The organism is Actinomycetospora sp. TBRC 11914 (assembly GCF_012933465.1).
Taxonomy (GTDB): Bacteria; Actinomycetota; Actinomycetes; order Mycobacteriales; family Pseudonocardiaceae; genus Actinomycetospora.
This window is the reverse complement of sequence record NZ_JABBND010000005.1, coordinates 234,729-258,580: the sequence shown is the minus strand read 5'-3', so window position 1 is coordinate 258,580 and position 23,852 is coordinate 234,729. Positions and strand designations below refer to the sequence as shown.

Genomic DNA, 23,852 nt, shown 5'->3' with positions numbered 1-23,852 from the left:
TAAGTGTCGGTATACCGACACTTAGTGCTCACGAGCGACGAAGTCGCACCTCACAGATCGTCTATCGACAGACGATCTGCTAGCGTCCCGTCCATGCCTGACCCCGCACGTGGCCACGGCCGCGCCCTGGCGGTGATCTGCGCCGCCACCCTGATGACGATCGTCGACGAGACGGTCGCGACGGTCGCCGTGCCGTCCATCCAGCGTGACCTGGGCTTCGACCCGGCCGCGCTCACCTGGGTCGTCAACGCCTACCTCGTCGGGTTCGGTGGGTTCCTGCTGCTCGCGGGCCGGCTCGGCGACCTCGTGGGCCGCGGCCGGATGCTCCTCGCCGGGATGGCGCTGTTCACCGCCGCGTCGCTGGCGTGCGGCCTGGCTCCGGGGCCGACGTGGCTCGTCGTCGCGCGCTTCGTGCAGGGCGTCGGGGGAGCGCTCGCCACGGCCGTCGCCCTCGGCATGATCGCTGCGCTCTACCCCGACGACGCCGGGCGCGGCCGCGCGATGGGCACCTACGCCTTCATGGGCGCCGTCGGGGCGTCGACGGGGCTCGTCCTCGGCGGGCTGGTCACGGCCGCGCTGGGCTGGCGGTGGGCGTTCTTCGTCAACGTGCCCATCGGCCTCGTCGTCGTGGTCGCCGGGCTGCGGGTGCTCCCGCGGGAGACGCCCCCCGGGATCGACCGGTCCGTCGACTGGCCCGGAGCCGTACTCCTCGTGGCCGGGCTCATGGCGCTCGTCGGCGCGATCGTCACGGGGGCCTGGCCGGTCGGGGTGGCGGCCGGGGTGCTCCTGGTCGGGTTCGTCGTCCGGCAGGCGCGGGCGGCCGACCCGATCCTCCCGCTCGGCGCGCTGCGCTCCCGCGTGCTGGTCGGGTCGAACCTCGCGCACGCCTGCTTCGTCGGCGCCATGTTCACGTTCCAGTTCCTCGTGACGCTCCACCTCCAGCAGGTCCTCGGGTTCTCGGCGGCGCAGGCCGGGCTCGGCATCGTCCCGGTCGCCGCCGGGATCGCGCTGGTCGCGACGCTGGTGGCGCCGCGGGTGAGCGCCCGCGTCGGGCAGGCGGCGACGCTCGTGGTCGGGCTGGTGCTGGTGGTCGCCGGGCTCGCGCTGCTGGGGCGGGTGTCGGCGCAGAGCGGCTACTGGGCCGGTCTCTTCCCCAGCGTCGTGCTGTTCGCCGTCGGCGGCGGGCTGACGCTGCCCGCGATGATGATCGTGGCGATGTCGGGGGCCACGCCGCGGACGATGGGCCTGACGTCGGGGCTGCTCAACACCAGCCAGCAGGTCGGCGGGGCGGTCGGGCTCGCGGCGCTGTCGGCCGTGGCGGCGGCGACGACGGCGGGTGCGCTCGGCGAGGGTGCGCCGCCGGCGACGGCGCTGGTGGCCGGGTACGCGCTCGCGTGGACGCTGGCCGCGGGGCTCGCCGGGGTGGCGCTGCTGGTCGTCGTGGTGGTGCTGCTGGTGCCGGGCGTGCGGACGAGGCCGATCCCGGACCCGGCCGAGCGGGCCGAGGGCCGTCCCGAGCAGGCCGAGGAGCGGGCCGAGCAGGCCGAGGAGCGCCCCTGTCCCGCGCACTAGGATCGTGCCCATGGCGAGCCCGCCGCCGGTCGACCTGGCCTTCCTGGTCAACCAGGTGTCCTACGCCCTCGCCGCCCGCATGGGCGAGGCGCTCGCGGACCTCGACCTGACGGTGTCCCAGTACTGCGTGCTGTGGAAGGCGCACGAGCGGGAACGCACGCAGATCGAGATCGCCGAGGAGGGCGGGCTCGACAAGAGCACCGTCGTCAACGAGGTCGACAAGCTCGAGCGGGCCGGGTTCGCCACCCGCCGGGTGCACCCGACCGACCGCCGCGCGCGGGTGGTCGGGGTGACCGATGCCGGGGTCGAGGTGCTCGGACGGGCCCACCGCGCGGTCGCCGCGGTCCACGACGAGGCGCTGAGCGACCTCCCGCCCGACCGCCGCGCGGCCTTCCTCACCGACCTGACCGCCGTGGCCGGGGGAGTCCTCGCGACGCCGTCCCACGTCACCGCGCTGCGGCGCCGGCGGACACCCCGACCCGCGTCGACTGGACGCTGAGGGCTGCCGCGGCAGCCGTGGGGGTCCACTCGGTGCCCTTTGCGGGCCGGTCAGGCGACGCCGGCCTCGGCGCGGGCCTTGAGCGACGCGGCCTCGGTGTCGACCGACCGCACGACGAGCCGCCGCGCGAGCGTCCCCACCACCGGCGCCAGCACCCCGTCCACCCCGAACGCCAGCTCCACGCGGCAGTGCGAGGGGTCGACGCTCTCGACCCGGTGGTCCGCCCACTGCCGGTAGCCGGTCTTGCGGGCGGCCCAGAGGAAGCGGTGGCCGTCGACGGCGAGCACCGTGTAGACGTCCGGACGGTGCCCGGGCTGGCGGACCCGGACCGGGACGCCCGGCTCGAGCCGCGGGCCCTGGAGCTCGACCGTCGTCATCGTCGGGGTCCAGCTCGGCCAGGCCTCGACGTCGGCCACCAGGGACCACACCCGCTCGGCGGGGGCGGCGACGTCGACGGTGGTGCGGTAGAGCATGGCGGCTCCTCCGGTCCGCGGGAGCTCGATCGTGACGCCGGTCGAGGGGTGCGGTCCAGCCGCCGTCCGGGCACCCCACCCGTCATGCCCGACCTCGGCGACCCGTCCTACGCCGTGGCCCGCTGGCTGGTCGCGCACCTGGTGGCGCTGGTCTACGGGCTCGGCTTCCTCGTCGTGCTCACCCAGTTCCGCCCGCTGGCCGGCGAGCACGGCCTGACCCCGGCCCCGGAGCTGATCGCCCGCTCGCGCTTCCGGGACCGACCCAGCCTGCTGTGGTGGTACTCCGACCGGCGCGCCGTCGCGCTCGCCGTCGTCGGGCTCGTGCTGGCGGTCGGCGCGCTGGTCGGGGTGGCGGACCTGCTGCCGATCGGCGGGTGGCTCGCCTGGTGGGGCGTGCTGTGGGTGCTCTACCTGTCGTTCGTCAACGTCGGAGGGCTCTGGTACGGGTACGGGTGGGAGACGTTGCTGCTCGAGGCCGGGTTCCTCGTGACGTTCCTCGGCCCGCCCTCGGTCGCGCCGCCGGCGCCGATCCTGTGGCTGCTGGTGTGGCTGCTCTTCCGCGTCGAGTTCGGCGCGGGCCTGATCAAGATGCGCGGCGACTCCTGCTGGCGCGACCTCACCTGCCTGGACTACCACCACGAGACCCAGCCCCTCCCGGGCCCGACGAGCCGGTGGTTCCACCACCTGCCCGCGCCGCTGCACCGTGTCGAGACCGCGGCCAACCACGTCGTCCAGCTCGTCGTGCCGTTCGGGCTCTTCGCGCCGCAGCCGGTCGCATCGATCGCCGCCGCGCTCGTCGTCGTCACCCAGGCCTGGCTCGTCGCCAGCGGCAACTTCGCGTGGCTGAACCTGCTGACGATCGTGCTCGCGCTGTCCGCGGTCGACGACGGGAGCTGGGCGCACGTCCTGCCGTCGTCGTGGATCGCGGCGGCCGGCGGGCAGGCGCCGCTGCCGACGTGGTTCGGCGTCGTCGCGCTCGTGGTCACCGCGCTGATGGCGGTGCTGTCCATCTGGCCGGTCATGAACATGCTGCGCCCCGGACAGCTCATGAACGCCGGCATCACGCCGGTGCACCTCGGCAACACCTACGGCGCGTTCGGGACCGTGACCCGCCACCGGGACGAGGTGATCATCGAGGGTCTGGAGTCGGCGGACGACGCCGGGTGGCGCGCCTACGAGCTGCCCGCCAAGCCCGGCGACCCGTTCCGGCGGCCGCCACAGCTCGCCCCCTACCACCGCCGCCTGGACTGGCAGCTCTGGTTCGTGCCCCTGATCCCGTCGACCGCCCGGGTCTGGCTGCCCCGCCTGCTCGACCGGCTCCTCGCCGCCGACCCGCGGATCCTGGCGCTCTTCCGCGTCGACCCGTTCGACGGCCGCCCGCCGCGCGCGGTCCGGGTGCGGCTCGTGCGCTACCGCTTCACCACCCGCGCCGAGCGCCGCGAGACCGGCGCGTTCTGGCACACCGAGGACCGCGGGGTGCTCCTGCCCGCCCGTACGGCCCGGTGACGACGGACGGTCCTACCGAATTGCGTGCGATCGGTGGAGCGCATGCCGGGGCCGGGCCGGATAGGTTCGCGGCCATGACCGTCATCGCCTTCCCGGCCGCGTCGTCCACTCCGTCGCCTTCGTCGGCCAAGGAGGCGAGGGAGGCCGACGTGGCCGCCGGCGCCGGGACGGGCAAGATCATCGCCCGGTCCTTCGAGCGGCTCGCTGCGGCGCTGATCGACCGTGCGGCGAGCGCCGCCGTCGACAAGGTCGACGACCTCTCCGAGAAGCTCGAGGGGATCGCGTCGAACGGCGGCGTCGGGCTCAACGCGGCCTTCGGGGCGGGCACCGCGATGATGCTCGGGAAGAACCCGGTCGTCGGCGCGATCAAGGGCGCCTGGAGCGCGCTGGGCACCGGCGCGAAGGTCGGCATCGTCCTGGGCCTGATCCTGCTCGCGGTGCTCAGCCCCGTCGCGCTGGTGCTCGTGCTCCTCGGGCTGCTGGTCGCCGCGATCGTGAAGGCCGCGAGGACGTAGTCCATGTGAACGGATGTGCTCGTGGGAGCGACCACATCCGTTCACATGCGCAGCTCCGCGGCCCGCGCCCGGAACCGCTCCACCGACCGCAGCTTGACGTCCTCGTAGCCGCGGACGAGGTCGGGCAGCTCGGCGACCTCCACGACGACGTCGAGGGTGTCCGGCCCGAGGTGCGCCACGGCGTCGCGCACCGCCTGCTGGTACTCCCCGACGAGGGCGCGCTCGACGCCGCGGACCTCCGCGCGGCCGAACACGTCGAACGGCGTGTGCCGCAGCCCGCGGGCGGCGCGCAGCGCGCGGAAGGCGACGTCGGCGGTCCGCCCCCGCAGGCGGAGCTTGCGCTGCATGCCCATCGCCCGGAGCACCGGCGGGTGGAGCATCACCGAGACGTCGGCGTCGGCGCCGTACTCGGCCTCGCGGCGCCCGACCTCGACCGGGTCGAGGTGCAGCCGCGCGACCTCGTACTCGTCCTTGTAGGCCATCAGCTTGTGCAGGCCGCGGGCGTAGGCGACCGCGACCCGGGACCCGTCGTCGGGACCCACCGCGTCGACGGCGAGGTCGCGGACCCGCCGCACCTCCTCGGCGTAGCGCCGGGCGTAGGCGGCGTCCTGGTAGCCGGTGAGGTCGGCGATGCGGGTGGCGAGGACGTCCCCGAGCCCGCCGGCGGCGCCGCCGCGCCCGACCTCCCCGCCCTCCGCCACCGACCGGGCCAGCGCCGCGGACCCGGCGTCGACCGCCACCACCGCCGGGGCCGTCGGGACGAGCGCGGCGACGACGGCGTCGTGGTCGATCGCCGCGGCGCGGCCCCAGCGGAAGGCGGTGAGCGTGGTGTCCACCGCCGCGCCGTTGAGCCGGATCGCCTGCTCCATCGCCTCGGCCGACACCGGGACGACGCCGAGCTGCCAGGCCGCCCCGAGCAGCAGCACGTTCGCGGGCATGTGGTCGCCGAAGAGCGCCTCGCTGATGCGCTGGGCGTCGACGTGGTGGACCTCGCCGACCGCGCCGCGGACGGCGTCGAGGGCGTCGTCGGGGGAGCCGGGCAGGACCACCTTGCCGGTCACCATGGCCGCCGTCGGGGTGAGCGAGGTGTTCACGACGGCGACGGTGTGCCCGGGGCGGGCGACGGCGAGGGTGGCGGCGTCGGCGGCGCCGATCAGGTCGAACCCGACGAGGACGTCGGCGCTGCCCCGCGAGGCGCGCAGCGCCCCGGTGACCGGCTGCTTGGCGAGGCGGACGTCGGAGACGACGGGCCCGCCCTTCTGGGCCAGCCCGACCTGCTCGAGCCCGGCGGCGAAGCGCCCGTCGAGGTGGGCGGCCATCTGCAGGATCTGCGAGGCGGTGACCACGCCGGTGCCGCCGATCCCGGGCATGCGCAGCAGCGTGGTGTCGCCGGTGAGCCGGCTCGCGGGCTCGACCAGCTCGACGGGCAGCTCGGGGATCGTCCGGGCCGGCACCGTGCCCGGCTCGACGAGCAGGAACGACGGGCAGTCGCCCTTGAGGCAGCTGTAGTCGGCGTTGCACGACGCCTGGTGGATGCGGGTCTTGCGGCCGAACCCGGTCTCGACGGGCTGCACCGACAGGCACGTCGAGACGTCCCCGCAGTCGCCGCACCCCTCGCACACCCGCTCGTTGATCACGACGCGCTCGGTGGGCGCCGCGAGCTGCCCGCGCTTGCGCAGCCGGCGCTCCTCGGTGGCGCAACGGTCGTCGTGGACGAGGACGGTGACGCCCTCGACCCCGGCGAGCTCGCGCTCGACCTCGGCGAACTCGTCGCGGTGACGCAGCGACGCGATCGGGTCGAGGGTGACGCCGCGGTACGCCGCGAGGTCGTCGGTGGTGACGACGATCCGGCGCACCCCCTCGATCGCGAGCTCCCGGGTGATCGCGGGGACGTCGAGCCGGCCGGCGGGGCGCTGGCCGCCGGTCATGGCGACGGCGTCGTTGTAGAGCAGCTTGTAGGTCATCGACACCCCGGCGGCCACGGCGGCGCGGATCGCGAGCGAGCCGGAGTGGTGGAAGGTGCCGTCGCCGAGGTTCTGGACCAGGTGCGGGTCGTCGGTGAACGGGGCGAGCCCGATCCACTGCGCGCCCTCGCCGCCCATCTGGGTCATCCCGACCTGGTGGCCGCGGTGGTCGCCGTCGAGCGCGACCATCGCGTGGCAGCCGATCCCGACCCCGACGAGCGTGTCGTCCCCCGTCCGCGTCGAGGTGTTGTGGGGGCAGCCCGAGCAGAAGTAGGGCGTGCGGGCCGGTGCGCTGGCCGTCGGCAGCGGGATCCGGGACGGGCGGGGCGGGGTGAGCGCGGCGAGGTGCGCCGCGGCCGGGGCGGGCAGCTCCGCCCCGATCGCCGTGAGCCGCGCCGCGATCGCCCGCGCCACGTCCTCGGCGGCGAGCTGGGCGCGGGCGGAGAGCAGCGGGCGGTTCCGGTCGTCGCGGCGCCCGGTGACCCGCGGGGCCGGCCCACCGGAGGAACACAGCGCGCCGTAGAGCGCCTGACGGACGTGGCCCTCGAGGAACGGCACCTTGTCCTCGACGACGAGGACCTCCTCCAGGTCGGCGGTCATCGCGGCGAGGGCCTCGTCGTCGACCGGGAACGGCATCGCGAGGCGGACCAGGCGCACGCCGAGGGCGTCGAGCTCGGCCTCGCCGAGCCCGAGGTCGTCGAGCGCGCGCTGCACCGTCGCGTAGCCGGTGCCGGAGGCGACGATCCCGAGGCGGGCGTGGCGGGCGGAGAAGGTGACCCGGTTGAGGCCGGTGTCGCGGGCGTAGGCCCGGGCGAGGTCGAGGCGCCGGGTGAGGACGTCGTGCTCGGCGTCGAGGGCCGGCGGGCCGACGAGCGGCGGCGACGTCGGGCGGGGTCGCGACGGCGGGTGCGGGATGCCGAGCAGGTCGGGGGCGAGGGCGCCGACGTCGACGGTGGCCGAGGCGTCGGCGACGTCGGCGATGATCTTGAGGCCGGTCCAGAGCCCGGTGGCGCGGGAGAGCGCGACCGCGTGGAGGCCGAGCTCCACCACCTCGGCCACCGAGCCGGGGGCGAGCAGCGGCATCGACAGGCTCGCGGCCATCGGCTCGCAGGAGCTGGGCACCGTCGAGGACTTGCACGCCGGGTCGTCGCCGATCAGGGCGACCGCCCCGCCCAGGGGCGCCGTGCCGGAGAGCGTGCCGTGGCGGATCGCGTCGGCGGCGCGGTCCAGCCCGGGGTTCTTGCCGTACCAGAACCCGACGACGCCGTCGTGGCGCCGGCCGGGCACGGCCCCGAGCAGCTGGGTGCCGGCGACCGCGGTGGCGGCCAGCTCCTCGTTCACCCCGGGGGTGAACACCACGCCGGCCGGGTCGAGGTGGCGGCGGTTGCGCTCGATCTCGGAGTCGAGCCCGCCCAGCGGCGAGCCCTGGTAGCCGGAGACGAACACGCGGGTGTCGTGGCCGCGGGCCTCGTCGAGCCGGCGCTGGGAGAGCAGGAGCCGCACGATCGCGTGGATGCCGGTCATGAGCGCGCGGCCGCTGGTGGCGGTGTAGCGGTCGTCGAGCGTGACGGTCATCGCTCCATCGCAGCGCGGTGGTGGACCCCGGTGCAAGGAACGACGACGATGTGCGCCCGGACACGCAAAGATCGATGGCGGGACGCGTCCGGGAGCCGGACGAACTTGTGTGGTGGGGAGGGCCGTGGCCGAGGACTCGCCAGTGGACGACATCGACCGCGAGCTGCTCGCGCTGCTCACCCAGGACGCGCGCCGGACGTTCTCCGACATGGCGGGCGCCGTCGGGCTCTCGGTCGCCGCGGTGAAGCGTCGGGTGGACCGGCTGCGCGAGACCGGCGTGATCACCGGCTTCACCGTGCAGGTCGACCACGCGAAGCTCGGCTGGGGCGTGGAGGCCTTCACCGAGGTGCGCTACGCGGGCACGACGGCGGTGCAGGACATCGTGGCGACCGCGTCGACGATCCCCGATGTGCAGGCGGTCTACACGATCGCGGGTGACCCGGACGCTCTCGTCCAGGTGCGGGTCCGCGACCTCGCGCACCTCCAGGCGACCATCGACCGCCTGCGCCGCGCGGGCACGGTCACCGGCACCAAGACGCTCATGGTGCTCGGGCGGTGGGCGAAGCCCATGTGAACGGATGTGGTCGTCCGGGCGACCACATCCGTTCACATGCGGAGCTTCGCGTGGCGGTCGTCGAGGTCGTCGACGCGCTCCACCCCGAGCAGCTGCAGGGTGCGGATCGCCTCGGCGCGCAGGATGTCGATCGCCCGGGTCACGCCCGCCTGGCCACCGACCATGAGGCCGTAGAGGTAGGCCCGGCCGACCAGGGCGGCGCGGGCGCCGAGCGCACGGGCGGCGATGACGTCGGCCCCCGTCGTCACCCCGGTGTCGACGAAGACCTCGGCGCGGTCCCCGACGGCCGCGACGACGCCGGGCAGCAGCTCGAGCGGGGTGGGGGCGCGGTCGAGCTGGCGGCCGCCGTGGTTGGACACGACGACCGCGTCGGCGCCGAGGTCGACCACCGCCCGGGCGTCCTCGACGTGCTGGACGCCCTTGACGACGAGGTGGCCGGGCCACTGCTCGCGCAGCCAGGTGAGGTCGGCGGCCACCGCGGTCGGGTCGAACATGTGGCCCACCAGCTCGGCGACCGTGCCGCTCCAGGAGCTCAGCGAGGCGAACTCGAGCGGCTCGGTGGTCAGCAGGTTCGACCACCAGGCCGGGTGGCGGGCCATGTCGGCGAGGGTGCGGGCGGTCAACGACGGCGGGATCGTCAGGCCGTTGTGGGAGTCGCGGAGCCGGGCCCCGGCGACGGGGGTGTCGACGGTGAGCACGAGCGTGTCGTAGCCGGCCTTGCGGGCGCGCTCGACGAGGTCGGTCGAGGCGTCGCGGTCGCGCCAGAGGTAGAGCTGGAACCAGTGCCGGCCCAGCGGCGCGGCGGCGGCGAGGTCCTCGACGGACGTGGTGCCCATGGTCGAGAGCGCGTAGGGCAGCGACGCCGCCTCGGCGGCGCGACCCACGGCGCGCTCGCCCTCGTGGTGCATCATCCGGGTGAACCCGGTCGGCGCGAGGACCAGCGGGAGCGACGCGGAGGCCCCGAGGATGGTCGTCGACGTGTCGACCGACCCGACGTCGCGCAGGATGCGCGGCGAGAACTCGACGCGGGCGTAGGCCTCGCGGGCGCGCCGCAGGCTCACCTCCTGCTCGGCGGCCCCGTCGACGTAGTCGAACACCGCCCGCGGCACCCGGCGGCGGGCGGTCTCGCGGAGGTCGGCGATCGTGAAGGCCGACTCCAGCCGGCGGCGGGTGCCGTCGAGCCGCGGGGGGCGCACCCGGAGGAGCGGCTTGAGTTCGGCGTAGCGCGGGAGCCGGCGTGACGGCATCGGTCGACCTCCTCGACGGCGACCCACCCCGGTGCGAGCCGGCCGTCCCGGCGACGGTAACCCGCGGGGACGCCGCGTGGTGCTACGTCCCGGCGTCGGGGACCCCGGGCTCCGCGGCCCCGGCCGGCGGGTCGGCCGAGGCGCCGGCCGTCGGGGCGCCGACCGCGGGGATCGCCGTGCCCGTGCGGTAGTAGACCCAGGTGTCGCCGGGGTGGTGGGCGGTGCAGTCGGTGTCGGGCACGCGCACGGCCGTCGGGGCGGCGCACACCTCATCGGTCGTGGAGTCCGTGTCGAGCCGGACGCCGATCGCGAAGATCACGACGATCACCGCCAGCCCCACCCACAGCGAGGCGAGCACCGGGTCGGCGCGGAGCCATTGGCGACCGGCCATCGTCGTCCCCTTCCCGCCGCGTCCCGAGGAGCGGAGTACCCCGCCGCGCGCCTGATGGTCCCGGAGCCGTCCCGGCGGTTCGCCGCTGGGGTCGTCCACCCGCCGAGGACGTCCGGGCACGCGGAAGAGGCCCTACCACCGTTCGCCGCCGTGGTGACGCTGCGTGTGCGGGGGGTGACACACATGTCGGATTTCGGGTCCGGCATGGTTAGGCTTCCCTAAGATCGTCGCGGAGGACGAGGAGGCTGATGGACGCCGTGTCGGCGACAGGTGCGGGGCAGGCCGGGGTGGACGACGCCGGGGTGGACGTGGCCGAGGAGGACGGGGCCGACGACTACGACGTGCTCGGCGTCGGGTTCGGGCCCTCCAACCTCGCCCTGGCCATCGCGATCGAGGAGCACGCCGAGCGCTGCGCTCCGGGCGGACGGATCCGGGCGCGGTTCGTCGAGCAGCAGGCCGCCTTCGGCTGGCACACCGGGATGCTGCTCCCGGGCGCGACGATGCAGGTGTCCTACCTCAAGGACCTCGTGACGATGCGGGACCCGACGAGCCCGTCGTCGTTCCTGTCCTACCTGCACGCCAACGGGCGCATCGCCGACTTCATCAACACCGGCACGTCCACGCCGACGCGGCTGGAGTTCCACGACTACTTCGCGTGGGCCGCGCGCCGCGTGGAGCACCTCGTCGACTACGGCACGCGGGCGGTCGCGGTCCTGCCCGTGCGCGGCGGCGACGGCGACGGACCGGTCCGCGCGCTCGACGTCGTGCTCCGGGACGCGTCGGGCAGCGACGGGGCGACGCGGACCGTGCGCACCCGGACCCTCGTCGTCGCGACGGGCCTGCAGCCGGTGCTGCCCGAGGGCGTCGAGCGCGGCGGGCGGGTGTGGCACACCAGCGAGCTGCTCCCGCGCCTGGCCGAGGCGGACGCCGGCGCCGATGGGTCGGGTCCGCGCCGGTTCGCCGTCATCGGCGCCGGGCAGAGCGCCGCGGAGGCGGCGGGCCACCTGCACGCCCGGCCCGGCGCCGAGGTCCACGCCGTCTTCTCCCGCTACGGCTACAGCCCGGCCGACGACTCGGCGTTCGCCAACCGGATCTTCGACCCCGAGGCGGTCGACGACTTCCACCGCGCCCCGCCCGGCGTCCGCGAGATGCTGCTGGGCTACCACGCCAACACGAACTACTCGGCCGTCGACGGCGAGCTCATCACCGAGCTGTTCCGCCGCCTCTACGCCGAGAAGGTCGCCGGGGACCAGCGGCTGCACGTCCACCGGGCCAGCCGGCCCACCAAGCTCCACGTCCCCGACGACGGCCCGCGGCCGGACTGGGCCCACGCCGGCGTCGAGCTCGACGTCGAGTTCCTCCCGACCGGCGAGGCCACGACCCTCGACGTCGACGCCGTCGTCTACGCCACCGGCTACCGGCCCGTCGACCCGACCGGACTGCTCGGCGAGGTGGGCGCGTGGTGCCGGCGGGGCACCGACGGCGAGCTGCTCGTGGAGCGGGACTACCGGCTCGCGACGGCCGACCCGCTCGACGTCCCGATCTTCCTGCAGGGCCCCACCGAGCACACCCACGGCATCTCCTCGACGCTGCTCTCGAACGTCGCGGTGCGCGCCGGGGAGATCCGCGACGCGGTGCTCTCGGCCCGGGGCACGTGGGCCCGGGGCCGCCCGTGAGCACGATCGTCACCGGCGCCGGACGCGGGATCGGTGCCGCCGTCGCGCGGCTGCTCGCCGCCCGCGGCACCCCGGTCGCGCTGCTCGACGTCGACGGCGGGGCCGCGGCACGCACCGCGGCGTCGCTCGGTCCGGGCGCCGTCGGGCTCGGCGTGGACGTCACCGACGCGGCCGCGCTCGAGCAGGCGTGCGACGAGGCCGCGGCGGCGCTGGGGCCGGTGGACGCCCTCGCGAACGTGGCCGGCGTGCTGCGGACCGGGTCCGTCGCCGGGCTCACCGACGACGACTGGGCCGCCTGCCTCGCGACCAACGCCACCGGCGTGATGCACGCCTGCCGCGCCGTCGCCCGCCGCTGGACCGCGGCACCGCCCCCCGACGGCGGGGCGATCGTCACCGTGGCCTCCAACGCGGCCGGCGTGCCGCGCGCCGGGATGGCCGCCTACGCCGCGTCGAAGGCGGCCGCGCTCGCCGTGACCCGCTGCACCGGGCTCGAGCTGGCGGCCCTCGGGGTGCGGGCCAACGTCGTCTGCCCCGGCTCCACCGACACGGCCATGCTCGCCGGGATGCCGGCGGCCCCGTCGGCGCTGGTCGCCGGCACCCCGGAGAGCTTCAAGCTCGGCATCCCGCTCGGCCGGGTCGCCGACCCCGACGACGTCGCCGGGACGGTCGCGTTCCTGCTCTCCGACGCGGCCCGGCACGTCACCCTCCAGACCCTCTACGTGGACGGGGGAGCCTCCCTTGGGCCCTGAACTCGCCGCCGCGCAGGACCACCCGCCCACCGTGCTCGGGGAAGGACCGGCCGTGCCCACCGAGCCAGGGGGGTTCGTGTTCGTCGGGCCGCACGGGACGCTGCGCGCCGCCGGCGCCTCCGCCCCCGTCATGGCCGCACCCGGGGAACCGGTCGCCGACGCCGCCCGGCGGGCGCTCGCCGACGCCGGGCCCGGGTCGCTCGTCGTGGGCGCGGTCGGGTTCGACCCGGCCACCCACGCGCTCACCGTGCCCGCCGCGTGCTCGTGGGGGGAGCGGTCGGGGCGGGGCGACCTGCGGCCGAGCTCGCCCGCGCGGCCCACGGACCGGCCGCCGACCGCGCCCGCGGGGGTCGGCACCCGCTGGGACCAGCGGGCCGAGCCGTCCGCCGCCGGGTACGCGGCCGCCGTCGCGACGGCGCTGGCGCGCATCGACGAGGGGGCCTTCGCGAAGGTCGTGCTCGCCCGCTCGCTGGCGGTCACGGCGCCGGCCGCGCTCGACGTCGGCGAGGTGCTGGCCCGGCTCGCCGCCGGCCACCCCGAGGCGTACGCGTTCGCGGTCGACACCACCCCGCGCGGGACGAACGACCCGTTCGTGGCTTCCAGGTGCACGAACGGGTCGTTCGTCCCACCGCACCGCACGCTCGTCGGCGCCAGCCCCGAGCTCCTGGCCTCGCGGCGGGGCGGCACCGTGGTGTCCAACCCGCTGGCCGGCACCGTCGCCCGCAGCGCCGACCCGGCCGAGGACGCCCGCCGCGCCGCGTCGCTCGCCGCCTCCGGCAAGGACCGCCACGAGCACGCGTTCGTCGTCGAGCAGGTCGCCGAGCGCCTCGCCCCGTTCTGCCGCCGCCTCGACGTGCCGGCCGCCCCCACGCTCTGGGCCACCGACTCGCTCTGGCACCTCTCCACGCGCATCTCCGGCGAGCTGCGCGACCCGGCGCCCTCCGCGCTGCACCTCGCGACGGCCCTGCACCCGACCGCGGCGGTCTGCGGTTCCCCGACCGGCGAGGCGCGGCGGGCGATCGGCGAGCTCGAGGCGGTGCCCCGCGGGTTCTACAGCGGGCTCGTCGGGTGGTGCGACGACGCCGGCGACGGCGAGTGGGCGGTGACCATTCGCTGCGCCGAGATCGCCGGGCGGACGGCGCGGCTGCACGCGGGCGCCGGGATCGTCGCGGGGTCCCGTCCCGAGGCCGAGGTCGCGGAGACCACCGCGAAGTTCCGGCCGCTGCTCACCGCGCTCGGGCTGGAGGCGGCCCCGTGACAGCTCCCGACGAACTCGCCAACCCCTACCCGCCCGAGGTCGCCCGCCGGTATCGCGAGGCCGGGTACTGGACCGGCCAGAGCTTCCCCGACCTGCTCGCCGGGGCCGTCGCCGCCCACGGGGAGCGACCCGCCGTCGTCGGGACCGGGCCGTGGGGGCCGCAGCGGTGGACCTACGCCGAGCTCGACCGGCGGGCCCGGGTGCTCGCCGGCGGCTTCGCCGAGCGGGGGGTCGCGGCGGGGGACCGGGTGGTGGTGTGGCTGCCGAACGTCCCCGAGTACCTCGAGGTGGTCTGGGGCCTCTTCCTGCTCGGCGCGCTGCCGGTGTTCGCGCTGCCCGCGCACCGCGAGAGCGAGGTCCGCTACTTCGCCGAGCACGCCGACGCCGTCGCGGTGGTGACGGTGGCGCGGCACGACCGGCACGACCACGCCGCGACGGCGCTGCGGGTCGCCGACGACGTCGCCCCGGTGCGGGACGTGGTGGTCGTCGCCCGCGACGAGGACGTGCCGGCCGGCGGGGTCGGGCTGACGCGGCTGCGGGAGGCGGCGCCGCGGGAGCCGGCCGCGCCCGACCCGTCGCGGGTCGCGTTCCTGCAGCTCTCCGGCGGGACGACCGGGCTGCCCAAGCTCATCCCGCGGACCCACGACGACTACCTCTACAGCGTCCGGGCCAGCGCGGAGATCTGCGGGCTGACGCCGGGATCGGTGTTCCTCGCCGTCCTGCCCGCGGCGCACAACTTCACGATGTCCTCGCCGGGACTGCTGGGGGTGACCCACGCGGGCGGGTGCAGCGTGCTCGCGCCCTCGCCCGACGCCGACACCTGCTTCGGGCTGATCGCCGCCGAGGGCGTGACGATCGCGGCCGTGGTGCCGCCGCTCGCGGCGGCCTGGGTCGCCGCCCGCGAAGCGCAGCGCAGCCGGGCCGAGAGCACCGCCGCGGAGCGCGCCGACCGGGACCTCTCCTCGCTGGCGACGCTCCAGGTCGGCGGGGCGAAGTGCGGCTCCGAGCTCGCCGCCCGGATCGGCCCCGCGCTCGGCGCCCGGCTGCAGCAGGTGTTCGGGATGGCCGAGGGCCTGGTGAACTACACCCGCGCCGACGACCCCGACGACGTCGTGCTCCACACCCAGGGCCGGCCCATCTCGCCCGACGACGAGCTCCGCGTGGTCGATCCCGACGACCCCGACGAGCGCGAGGTGCCCCGCGGCGAGGTCGGGGCGCTGCTCACCCGCGGGCCCTACACGATCCGCGGCTACTTCCGGGCGGCGGAGCACAACGCGACCGCGTTCACGGCCGACGGCTTCTACCGCACCGGCGACCTCGTGGCGCTGACCGGGCGCGGCGACGTCGTCGTCTCCGGTCGGGTCAAGGAGCAGATCAACCGGGGCGGGGAGAAGGTGGCGGCCGAGGAGGTCGAGAACCACCTCATGGCCCATCCCGGCGTGCTCGACGCGGCGCTGGTCGGCGTGCCGGACGCGTTCCTCGGGGAGCGGACCCACGCCTGGGTCGTCGCCCGGCCGGGCGTCGAGACCCCCGCACCCGCGGCGCTGCGGCGCTTCGTGCGCGACCGGGGCGTGGCCGCGTTCAAGGTGCCCGACCGCGTCCAGGTCGTGGACGCGTTCCCCGTCACCGGGGTCGGCAAGACCAGCCGCCGGGCGCTGCGGGCCGCGCTCGCGGCGCACCTGGCCGAGGAGTCCACCGTGGAAGAGGAGCCCCCGCGATGAGCACCAGCCTCCCGACGATCGCGCCCTACGCGATGCCGCGCTCCGACGAGCTGCCGGCCGGGCGGGCGTCGTGGACCCCCGACCCCCGACGCGCCGTCCTGCTCGTGCACGACATGCAGCGCTACTTCCTCGCCCCCTTCGACCACGACGCCGAGCCGGTCAGCGTGCTCGTCGCGCACCTCGCGTCGCTGCTGCGGCGGGCGCGCGAGCTCGGCGTGCCGGTCGTCTACACCGCCCAGCCCGGGGAGCAGCCCCCGGCCGACCGGGCGCTGCTCGCGGAGTTCTGGGGCGCCGGGCCGGCGGCGGCCTACCGGGACGACCCGGACGTCGTCGGGATCCTCGACGCCGTCGCGCCGCACCCGGGCGACGAGGTGCTCACCAAGTGGCGGTACTCGGCGTTCCAGCGCAGCCCGCTGGCCGACCGGCTCGACGCCTGGGGACGTGACCAGCTCCTCGTCACCGGGATCTACGCGCACATCGGGTGCATGGTGACCGCGGTGGACGCCTTCATGCGCGACGTGCAGCCCTTCCTGGTCGCCGACGCCGTCGCCGACTTCTCCCGCGACCACCACGACCAGGCCCTCGAGTGGACCGCGTCGCGGTGCGGGGTGGTGACGACGACGGCGGCCGTGCTCGCGTCGCTGTCGGCCGCGGCGCTCGAGGGCGAGCTCGTGCCCGGCCTGGCGCGAGGGGAACCCTCGTGCGGCTAGAGCGACCGGATCCTCCCCTCGCGGACGGGGCCGGGCGGACCCGGACCGCGGCGCCCGCGGCGGAGTCGCGGGAGGAGTCGCCGAGGCCGTGGTCGCGCCGGGCGCTCGGGCTGGTCGCGACGCTTGCCGGTCTCGTCGTGGTGCTCCTGGCGAGCCTCGCGGTCGGCTCGCGGGGGATCGCCCCGGGGACCGTCCTCGACGTCGTGCTGCACCCGTCGCTGCGGCTCGGTCCGGCGGCGTCCCCGACGGCGACCGACGCGATCGTCGTGCTCGAGCAGCGGCTGCCGCGGACGCTCCTCGGGCTCGCCTGCGGGGTCGCGCTGGGCGGGGCGGGGGCGCTGATGCAGGCGCTGACCCGCAACCCGCTCGCCGACCCCGGCGTCCTCGGGATCACGTGGGGCGCCTCCGCGGCCATCGTCGCCGGGATCGTGGTGTTCGGGGTGGCCTCGACCTCGGGGTACGTGTGGTTCTCGCTGGCCGGGTCGGCGCTCGTCGCGGTGGTGGTCTACCTGCTCGGGCAGTCCGGGCGCTCGGGCGCGACGCCGGCGCGGCTGGCGCTCGCCGGGACCGCGATCGGGGCGTCGCTGCAGGGCGTCGTGTACGCGGTGGTGCTGACGGATTCCCGGGCGTTCGACCGGTTCCGGGTGTGGCGGGTCGGGTCGCTGACCGGCCGCGACCCCGGCGGGCTGCTCGAGGTGCTGCCGTTCCTCGTCGTCGGGGTGCTGGTGGCGCTGGGGCTGTGCCGGGCGCTCAACGCGCTCGCGCTGGGGGAGGAGACCGGGCGGGCGCTGGGCGTGCGGGTCCCGCGGGTGCGGGCGGCGACCGGGATCGCGATCGTGCTGCTGTGCGGGGGCGCGACGGCGGCGTGCGGGCCGGTGGCGTTCGTCGGCCTCGCGGTGCCGCACCTGGCGCGGTTCGTCACCGGGCCGGACCAGCGGTGGGTGGTGCCGTACTCGATGGTGCTCGGCGCGGTGCTGGTGGTGGCCGCCGATGTCGTGGGCCGCGTGGTGGCGGCGCCGGCCGAGCTGGAGGTCGGGGTGGTGACGGCGTTCGTCGGCGCCCCGGTGTTCCTGGCGATCGCGCGACGACGGCGGGTGGTGGCGCTGTGAGTGCCCCGGCGGAGAGTCAGCGGTGTCGCATCGCAGACACTGGACGTCCGGAAATCCACACCGTCGGGGCCGGCCCCTGGACCGTCCGGGTGCACCCGCGGGCCGTCGCGGTCGTCGTCGGGCTCGCCGTCGTCGCGGTGGCGCTCGGGGCGGTCGCGCTGACCCTGGGGGACTTCCCGCTGCCGCTGTCGCGGGTGCTCGCGACGCTCGCGGGCTCCGGCTCGCGGGTCGATCGCTTCGTGGTGCTCGACCTGCGGGCGCCCCGGGTCGCGCTCGCGCTGGTGGTCGGGGCCTCGCTCGGCGTCGCGGGGGCGGTGTTCCAGTCGCTGGCCCGCAACTCGCTCGCGAGCCCGGACCTGCTCGGCTTCACCACCGGGGCGGCCACCGGCGCGCTGATCGCGATCGTGGTCTTCGGCGCCGGGGCGGGCGGGACGGCGGTCGGGGCGGTCGTCGGCACGCTGGCCACGGCCCTCGTCGCGCTCGCCCTGCTCGGCGGGGCCACCGGCGGGTACCGGCTGGTGCTCGTCGGGATCGGGCTGAACGCGATCCTCGTGGCCGTCGACAACTACCTCATCCTGCGCTCGGACCTCACCGTCGCGACGGCGGCCCAGACCTGGCTCGTCGGGAGCCTCACCGGGGGCGACCGGACCACGGTCGCCGTCGTCGGGACCGGCCTCGCCGTGCTGCTGGTGCCCGCGCTGGGCATCTCCCGGCGGCTGGACCTGCTCGCGATGGGCGACGAGGCGGCCGGGTCGGTCGGGGTGCCGGTGGCCTCGACGCGGGCGGTCGCGCTCGGCGTCGGGGTGGTGCTCGTCGGGATCGCGACGGCGGCCGTCGGCCCGATCGCGTTCGTGGCGCTGGCGGCCCCGCAGCTCGCCCGGCGGCTGACCGGGACGACCGGCCCCGGCCTCGTCGCCGCGGCGGTGCTCGGCGGGCTGCTGCTGCTCGCCGGGGACGTGCTCGGACAGCGGCTGGCCGCCCCGGCGCAGTTCCCCGCCGGGACGATGACCGCGGCGATCGGGGGGCTGTACCTGGTGTGGTTGTTGGCGCGCGAGTGGAGGGCGGGGAGATGACGAGCAGGCTCGAGGCGCGGGGGATCACGCTCGCCTACGACCAGCGGACCGTCGTCGAGGACCTGGACCTCGCGATCCCGGACGGCTCCTTCACCGTCGTCGTGGGCCCGAACGCGTGCGGGAAGTCGACGCTGCTGCGCGGGCTGGCGCGGATGATCCGGCCGGCGGCGGGACAGGTGCTGCTCGACGGCGCGCCCATCTCCTCGTACGGCGCGAAGGAGGCGGCCCGCCGGCTGGCGCTGCTGCCGCAGAGCCCGGTGGCCCCGGACGGCATCACGGTGCTCGACCTCGTGGCCCGGGGCCGCTACCCGCACCAGTCGCTGCTGCGGCAGTGGTCGCGGGCCGACGAGGAGGCGGTGCGGCGGGCCATGGGGGCGACCGGCGTGGCCGAGCTCGCCGAGCGCGTCGTCGGCGAGCTCTCCGGCGGGCAGCGCCAGCGGGTGTGGATCGCGATGGTGCTCGCCCAGGACACCCCGCTGCTGCTGCTCGACGAGCCGACCACCTTCCTCGACATCGCCTACCAGCTCGAGGTGCTCGACCTGCTCGCCGACCTGCACGCGGGCGGCGAGAAGACCCTCGTCGCGGTGCTGCACGACCTCAACCAGGCCTGCCGCTACGCCACGCACCTCGTCGCGGTGCGGGCCGGCGCGGTGGTGGCCGCCGGGCCGCCCTCGGAGATCGTCGACGCGGCGCTCCTCCGCGAGGTGTTCGGGCTCGTCGGCGAGGTGGTGCCCGACCCGCAGACCGGCACGCCGATGGTCGTGCCGGCCGGGCGGGAGGCCCGCCGTTCGGGCACTGTCGCGTCGACTTCTCCTTAGGTTAGGGTCAGCTAACTCGACGAGCAGGAAGGAGCCGGTGTGGCCGTCCCGGACGCGACCGCGGCCCTCACCCCGGAGCGCATCCGCGCCGACGTGGCGGAGGCCCTGGGCGAGCCCCCGGAGGACCTCGACGAGGCCGACGACCTGCTCGACCGCGGGCTCGACTCGATCCGCCTCATGAGCCTCGTGGAGCGCTGGCGGGCCGAGGGGGCTGAGGTTGGCTTCATCGACCTCGCCGACACCCCGACCCTCGAGGCCTGGACCCGACTGCTGGGGAGCCCGCGGTGACCAACCCCTTCGACGACGAGGACGGCCGGTTCCGGGTGCTCGTCAACGACGAGGACCAGCACAGCCTCTGGCCCGTGTTCGCCGAGGTGCCCGCCGGGTGGCGGGTGGTGCTGGGTGACGACGACGAGGGCGTGTCCCGCCCCGAGGCCGTCGCCTACGTCGAGGAGCACTGGACGGACCTGCGGCCCCGCAGCCTGCGGGAGCGCAGCGGAGCACGGCCGGCGACCGGAGCGGGGGACGGCGAGGGATGACGAGCAGCGAGACGACCGCACAGGGCACGGTCCGAGCGGAGGGCACGGTCCACCCGTGGATCGAGGCCGCGCCGGCCCCCGTCGACCGCCGGCTCTACGCGGTGACCCCGCGGCTCGCCGAGGTGCGCCGCGTCGTGCCGGTGACGCCGCGGATGGTCCGGGTGACCCTCGGCGGCGACTTCGCCGAGCTCCTCGGCTGCGCGCCCACCGACCACGTCAAGATCTTCTTCCCGCCGGAGGGCGAGGAGCTCCCGGTGATGCCGCAGGTCGGGCCCAACGGCCTCGTCCCGCCGCCGCCCGGGACGCCCCGCCGGTTCCGCGACTACACGCTGCGCCGGGTCGACCGCGCCGCCCGCGAGATCGACGTCGACATGGTCCTGCACGCGGGCGGGCTGGGTTCGACGTGGGCCGCGGCGGCGGCGCCGGGCATGAAGGTGGGCGTGCTGGGCCCGCGGGGTTCGGAGGTCGTCGACCCGTCGCTGGACTGGCTGGTGCTCGCCGGCGACGAGACCGCGCTGCCCGCCATCGCCCGCTGGCTCTCCGAGCTGCCGAGCGGGGTGTCGGTGCGCGCGGTGATCGAGGTGGCCGACGCGGGCGAGGAGCAGCAGCTGGTCTCCGCCGCCGACGTCGACGTCCGCTGGCTCCACCGCGACGGGGTCGCGGCGGGGGAATCGACGCTGCTGGCCGACGCGCTGGCGGACTTCGAGTTCGAGTTCCCGACGGGGCGCGGGTTCGTCTGGGTCGCGGGCGAGTCCGGGGCGCTCAAGCCGATCCGGCGGATGCTGCGCAACCACCCGGCCCTCGACGCGCGGTGCGTGGACGTGGACGGCTACTGGCGCCGCGGCGTCGTCAACCACGACCACCACGGCGGCGAGGACTGACGAGCCGACGGGGCGCCCGCGGCCCCGGGACGCGACGGCGGGGCCGCTCCGAAGGGTTCGGGCAGGCTGGGGGTTCCGGCGCGCCAGGCCGTTGATCATGGAAATCGGCACGTCCCGCCGTGCTGATTTCCATGATCGACTGCCTAGTGTCGGGACGGGTCCGGGCGGGATCCCCACCTCGTGCGACGCCGCCGGGCCACCCCCGCGCCGGGGTGGTCCGGGCCGGGATGGCGCGATCGGGCGTCGCGGGCCCGTCCGCGACGGTCCACACTCGGCGCAGTGAGCACGACGATCTGCGGCGCCCGGATCTTCGACGGTGAGCGGACGCTGGGAGTGGGCACCGTTGTCGTCGACGGGGACGTCGTCACCGCCGTCGAGCCGGGGGTCCGGGAGCCGGCCGACGGGGAGGTGGACGCGCGCGGCGCCACGCTGCTGCCCGGGCTCGTCGACGGGCACGTCCACCTGCGCGGCGCGGGCAACCTCGGCCAGGACCTCCGCCACGGCGTCACCACCGTGCTCGACATGTTCTCCGCCCCGCCCCAGTTCACGGCGATGCTGCGGGCACGCGCCGCGCGCCGGGACGACGAGGCGGATCTGCGCAGCTCGGGGCTGATGGCCGGGGCGGCCGACGGGTGGCCCGCCGTCATGCTCCCGCCCGACCCGAGCGGCTGGCGGATGCCGGGCCTGTCCGGTCCCCAGGACGCCGAGCGCTTCGTCGCCGACCGCGTGCGCGAGGGCTCGGACTACCTCAAGGTCTTCGTCGAGAACGCCGCCGACGTCACCCGCCCCACCCTCTCGGCGGAGACCGTGGCGGCGGTGTGCGCGGCGGCGCGGTCGCGGGGGCTGACGACCGTCGCCCACGCCCCGACGCGGTGGGCGTTCGCGACGGCCCGCGCGGCCGGCGTCGACGTCCTCACCCACCTGCCCCTCGACGGGCCGCTGGAGGACGACGGCGGGCTCGGCGGGCTCACGGTGGTCCCGACGATGACGATGATGGCCGCGCTGTCCGACGCGACCTCGCAGCGGGCGCTGTTCGACGACCCGCGGCTGACCGCGCGGCTGCCCTCCGACGTCGTCGCCGCCCTGCGCGCGGGCGACCGCGGCGGCCTCCCGACGAGCTCCGCGCCCGGCGCCGCCTACGAGCACGCGGCGGACAACCTGCGGCGGCTCCTCGCGGCGGGGGCGACCGTGGTCGCGGGGACCGACGCCAACGACGTGCCCGGACGCCCGGCGGCGGTGCTGCACGGGGCGTCGCTGCACCTCGAGCTCGAGCTCCTCGCGCGCTGCGGGATGGCGCCGGGGGACGTGCTCGCGGCCGCGACCTCGCGGGCCGCCGCCGTGTTCGGGCTCGCCGATCGGGGCCGGATCGCGGTCGGGCGACGGGCGGATCTGCTGCTCGTCGACGGCGACCCGACGGTCGACGTCACGGCCACCCGCGCGCTGCGCACGGTGTGGCGCGCCGGGGTGCCGCACGACCTCGCGCACCCCGCGGCGGCGTTCGGTCCCGACCGCGTCGGGCCGGTGCGCGCGGGCCGCTGACCGGCCTACCGCCGCACGTCCGCCTCGTGGGCGGCGACCTCCGGCTCGAGGGGAGCGTGCTCGGCGACGCCGGGCAGCGGGTCCCCGGCGGGCAGGGGCTCCTCCGGGGCGGGCGGCTGCAGGCTCGCCCGCCGCAGCGGGGGCAGGAGGGCGGCGAGGGCCGCCGTCGCCACCACGCACACCCCGCCGCCGGCCGCGATCGCCGGGCCGGGACCGAGGAGCCGCGAGGCGACGCCCGCCTCGACGCCGCCCGCCGAGGGCCCGACGGTGGCCTGGGCGAGCCAGACGCTGGAGACCCGGCCCTGCAGGTGGTCGGGGGTGACGTCGGCGAGCAGGGCGCGGCGCAGGATCTCCGAGACCATGTCGCTCGCCCCGGCGACGACGAGGAACGCGCACGCCCAGACCAGCGGGTCGCCCACCGGCGCCAGCGGGGAGAGCCCGAACAGCCCGATCGCGACGCCGTAGAGCGCGACGGCGAGGAGCAGCACCCGGCCGGTGCGGCGCACCGTCGTCGTCCAGCCGCTGGTCAGGGCCGCGACCATCGCCCCGATCGCCGGCGCGGTGTAGAGGAGGCCGGCCACCTCCGGCCCGCGGCCGAGGACCTCGACGACGACCTGCGGGAACAGCACCTGGGGCAGCGCGAACAGCATCGCGGCCGCGTCGATCAGCAGGACCCCGCGCACCACCCGGTTCCGCGCGACGAAGGCCGCGCCCTCGCGGATCGCGCTGAGGGGGTGCGCCGTCGTCCCGCCCTGCGGCGGCAGGGACGGCAGGAACCACAGCAGCCCCGTCGTCACCGCGGACGCCGCGGCGCACAGCGCGAAGTTCACCGTCAGCCCGGGGCCGGCGATCAGCAGGCCGGCGACGGAGGGACCGACGACCGCGCCGATCTGCGTCGAGAGGGCGACCAGCGCGCCCGCGGCCGCGAGCTGCTCGCGGCGCACGATCGCCGGGGTCACGGCCATGAGGGCGGACTGGCTCACCGCGGTCGCCCCGTTGACGGCGACGCAGAGGTAGAGCAGCCACAGCTGGGGGGAGGGGAGCGCGGCGTTGACGGCCAGCACGGTGAACACCAGGGCCGCCATCGCCCGGCACGTGAGGATGACGACGCGCCGGTCGCAGCGGTCGGAGACGACGCCGCCGGCGAGGGTGCCGACGAGGGTCGTCCCGCCGACGAGGGCGGCGGCGAGGCTGACGTCGAGCGAGGAGTGGGTCATCGCGTAGACCTGCCAGGGCACCCCGACCGTGGTCAGCGCGATCCCGAACAGCGACACCACCCGGGCCGCGAACACCAGACGGAACTCGGGGCTGGCGCGCAGCGGCGACACGTCGATGATCAGCGAGCGCATCGGCCACCCCCTCCGGCGCGGTGACCCGGCCGTGATCGGTCCTGGTAGGTGAGGCTACCCATACCACGCGGGCTGAGGATCTAGCCACCGCAGCGCAGTCGGCTCCTCACGCTC

General features: G+C 76.1%; 22 protein-coding genes. 17 read left to right on the top strand and 5 right to left on the bottom strand.

Annotated features, from left to right (window positions below; translation table 11 throughout):
• Window positions 1-93: 93 nt before the first annotated feature.
• On the top strand, window positions 94-1,572 hold the full coding sequence (locus HH311_RS11825; protein WP_169183855.1) for an MFS transporter: 1,479 nt from the start codon (window positions 94-96) through the stop codon (window positions 1,570-1,572).
• A gap of 10 nt (window positions 1,573-1,582) precedes the next feature.
• The gene (locus HH311_RS11820; RefSeq protein WP_169183854.1) at window positions 1,583-2,071 is read left to right on the top strand and encodes a MarR family winged helix-turn-helix transcriptional regulator; all 489 of its coding nucleotides are present in this window, start codon (window positions 1,583-1,585) and stop codon (window positions 2,069-2,071) included.
• Window positions 2,072-2,121: 50 nt separating this feature from the next.
• Here HH311_RS11820 and HH311_RS11815 read toward each other — a convergent pair whose 3' ends face one another.
• A complete protein-coding gene (locus tag HH311_RS11815) occupies window positions 2,122-2,544 on the bottom strand; it encodes an SRPBCC family protein (protein ID WP_169183853.1) in 423 nt (140 codons plus the stop codon).
• Window positions 2,545-2,628: 84 nt separating this feature from the next.
• On the opposite strand from HH311_RS11815, the gene HH311_RS11810 reads away from it, so the two are divergent.
• A complete protein-coding gene (locus HH311_RS11810) occupies window positions 2,629-4,050 on the top strand; it encodes a lipase maturation factor family protein (protein ID WP_169183852.1) in 1,422 nt (473 codons plus the stop codon).
• Window positions 4,051-4,124: 74 nt separating this feature from the next.
• Window positions 4,125-4,565, top strand: a complete 441-nt coding sequence (locus HH311_RS11805) for a hypothetical protein (RefSeq protein ID WP_169183851.1) — start codon at window positions 4,125-4,127, stop codon at window positions 4,563-4,565.
• Window positions 4,566-4,606: 41 nt separating this feature from the next.
• Here the strand turns inward: HH311_RS11805 and HH311_RS11800 are convergent, their stop codons facing one another.
• The gene (locus tag HH311_RS11800; RefSeq protein ID WP_169183850.1) at window positions 4,607-8,104 is read right to left on the bottom strand and encodes an indolepyruvate ferredoxin oxidoreductase family protein; all 3,498 of its coding nucleotides are present in this window, start codon (window positions 8,102-8,104) and stop codon (window positions 4,607-4,609) included.
• Between the two features lie 142 nt (window positions 8,105-8,246).
• Here HH311_RS11800 and HH311_RS11795 point away from each other — a divergent pair, with 142 nt between their 5' ends.
• On the top strand, window positions 8,247-8,678 hold the full coding sequence (locus HH311_RS11795; protein ID WP_396027436.1) for an Lrp/AsnC family transcriptional regulator: 432 nt from the start codon (window positions 8,247-8,249) through the stop codon (window positions 8,676-8,678).
• Window positions 8,679-8,710: 32 nt separating this feature from the next.
• On the opposite strand, the gene HH311_RS11790 is transcribed toward HH311_RS11795, so the two are convergent.
• Window positions 8,711-9,925: an alpha-hydroxy acid oxidase gene (locus tag HH311_RS11790; protein WP_169183848.1), complete on the bottom strand. Its 1,215-nt coding sequence runs from the start codon at window positions 9,923-9,925 to the stop codon at window positions 8,711-8,713.
• A gap of 82 nt (window positions 9,926-10,007) precedes the next feature.
• The gene (locus HH311_RS30960) at window positions 10,008-10,316 is read right to left on the bottom strand and encodes a hypothetical protein (RefSeq protein ID WP_211190129.1); all 309 of its coding nucleotides are present in this window, start codon (window positions 10,314-10,316) and stop codon (window positions 10,008-10,010) included.
• 248 nt (window positions 10,317-10,564) lie between these two features.
• On the opposite strand from HH311_RS30960, the gene HH311_RS11780 reads away from it, so the two are divergent.
• From HH311_RS11780 to HH311_RS11725, 12 genes are all read left to right on the top strand, one after another.
• Window positions 10,565-11,992, top strand: a complete 1,428-nt coding sequence (locus HH311_RS11780) for a lysine N(6)-hydroxylase/L-ornithine N(5)-oxygenase family protein (RefSeq protein ID WP_169183847.1) — start codon at window positions 10,565-10,567, stop codon at window positions 11,990-11,992.
• A complete protein-coding gene (locus HH311_RS11775) occupies window positions 11,989-12,741 on the top strand; it encodes an SDR family oxidoreductase (RefSeq protein ID WP_312030089.1) in 753 nt (250 codons plus the stop codon). Before HH311_RS11780 ends, HH311_RS11775 begins: the two co-directional genes overlap by 4 nt.
• Before the next feature lie 52 nt (window positions 12,742-12,793).
• Window positions 12,794-13,999 carry an isochorismate synthase gene (locus HH311_RS11770; protein WP_312030088.1) on the top strand — a complete coding sequence of 402 codons (1,206 nt, stop codon included), beginning with the start codon at window positions 12,794-12,796 and terminating at the stop codon, window positions 13,997-13,999.
• A complete protein-coding gene (locus HH311_RS11765) occupies window positions 13,996-15,720 on the top strand; it encodes an AMP-binding protein (protein WP_169183845.1) in 1,725 nt (574 codons plus the stop codon). The genes HH311_RS11770 and HH311_RS11765 overlap by 4 nt, the downstream gene beginning before the upstream one ends.
• Window positions 15,717-16,430, top strand: a complete 714-nt coding sequence (locus tag HH311_RS11760) for an isochorismatase family protein (RefSeq protein WP_169183844.1) — start codon at window positions 15,717-15,719, stop codon at window positions 16,428-16,430. Before HH311_RS11765 ends, HH311_RS11760 begins: the two co-directional genes overlap by 4 nt.
• Window positions 16,421-17,539: an iron chelate uptake ABC transporter family permease subunit gene (locus HH311_RS11755; protein ID WP_312030087.1), complete on the top strand. Its 1,119-nt coding sequence runs from the start codon at window positions 16,421-16,423 to the stop codon at window positions 17,537-17,539. Before HH311_RS11760 ends, HH311_RS11755 begins: the two co-directional genes overlap by 10 nt.
• An 89-nt stretch (window positions 17,540-17,628) precedes the next feature.
• Window positions 17,629-18,612 (top strand): iron chelate uptake ABC transporter family permease subunit, encoded by a 984-nt coding sequence (locus HH311_RS11750; protein WP_312030086.1) that lies wholly within the window; start codon window positions 17,629-17,631, stop codon window positions 18,610-18,612.
• Window positions 18,609-19,430, top strand: a complete 822-nt coding sequence (locus HH311_RS11745; RefSeq protein ID WP_169183843.1) for an ABC transporter ATP-binding protein — start codon at window positions 18,609-18,611, stop codon at window positions 19,428-19,430. The genes HH311_RS11750 and HH311_RS11745 overlap by 4 nt, the downstream gene beginning before the upstream one ends.
• Window positions 19,431-19,469: 39 nt before the next feature.
• A complete protein-coding gene (locus HH311_RS11740; protein WP_169183842.1) occupies window positions 19,470-19,718 on the top strand; it encodes a phosphopantetheine-binding protein in 249 nt (82 codons plus the stop codon).
• Window positions 19,715-19,969, top strand: coding sequence for an MbtH family protein (locus HH311_RS11735; protein ID WP_169183841.1), 255 nt, complete (start codon window positions 19,715-19,717; stop codon window positions 19,967-19,969). The genes HH311_RS11740 and HH311_RS11735 overlap by 4 nt, the downstream gene beginning before the upstream one ends.
• Entirely contained in the window at window positions 19,966-20,850 is an 885-nt protein-coding gene (locus HH311_RS11730) for a siderophore-interacting protein (RefSeq protein WP_169183840.1), read from the top strand. Before HH311_RS11735 ends, HH311_RS11730 begins: the two co-directional genes overlap by 4 nt.
• Window positions 20,851-21,129: 279 nt before the next feature.
• On the top strand, window positions 21,130-22,389 hold the full coding sequence (locus tag HH311_RS11725) for an amidohydrolase family protein (protein ID WP_169183839.1): 1,260 nt from the start codon (window positions 21,130-21,132) through the stop codon (window positions 22,387-22,389).
• Window positions 22,390-22,394: 5 nt separating this feature from the next.
• Here HH311_RS11725 and entS read toward each other — a convergent pair whose 3' ends face one another.
• Window positions 22,395-23,738: an enterobactin transporter EntS gene (entS, locus tag HH311_RS11720; protein WP_169183838.1), complete on the bottom strand. Its 1,344-nt coding sequence runs from the start codon at window positions 23,736-23,738 to the stop codon at window positions 22,395-22,397.
• Between the last annotated feature and the right edge of the window lie 114 nt (window positions 23,739-23,852).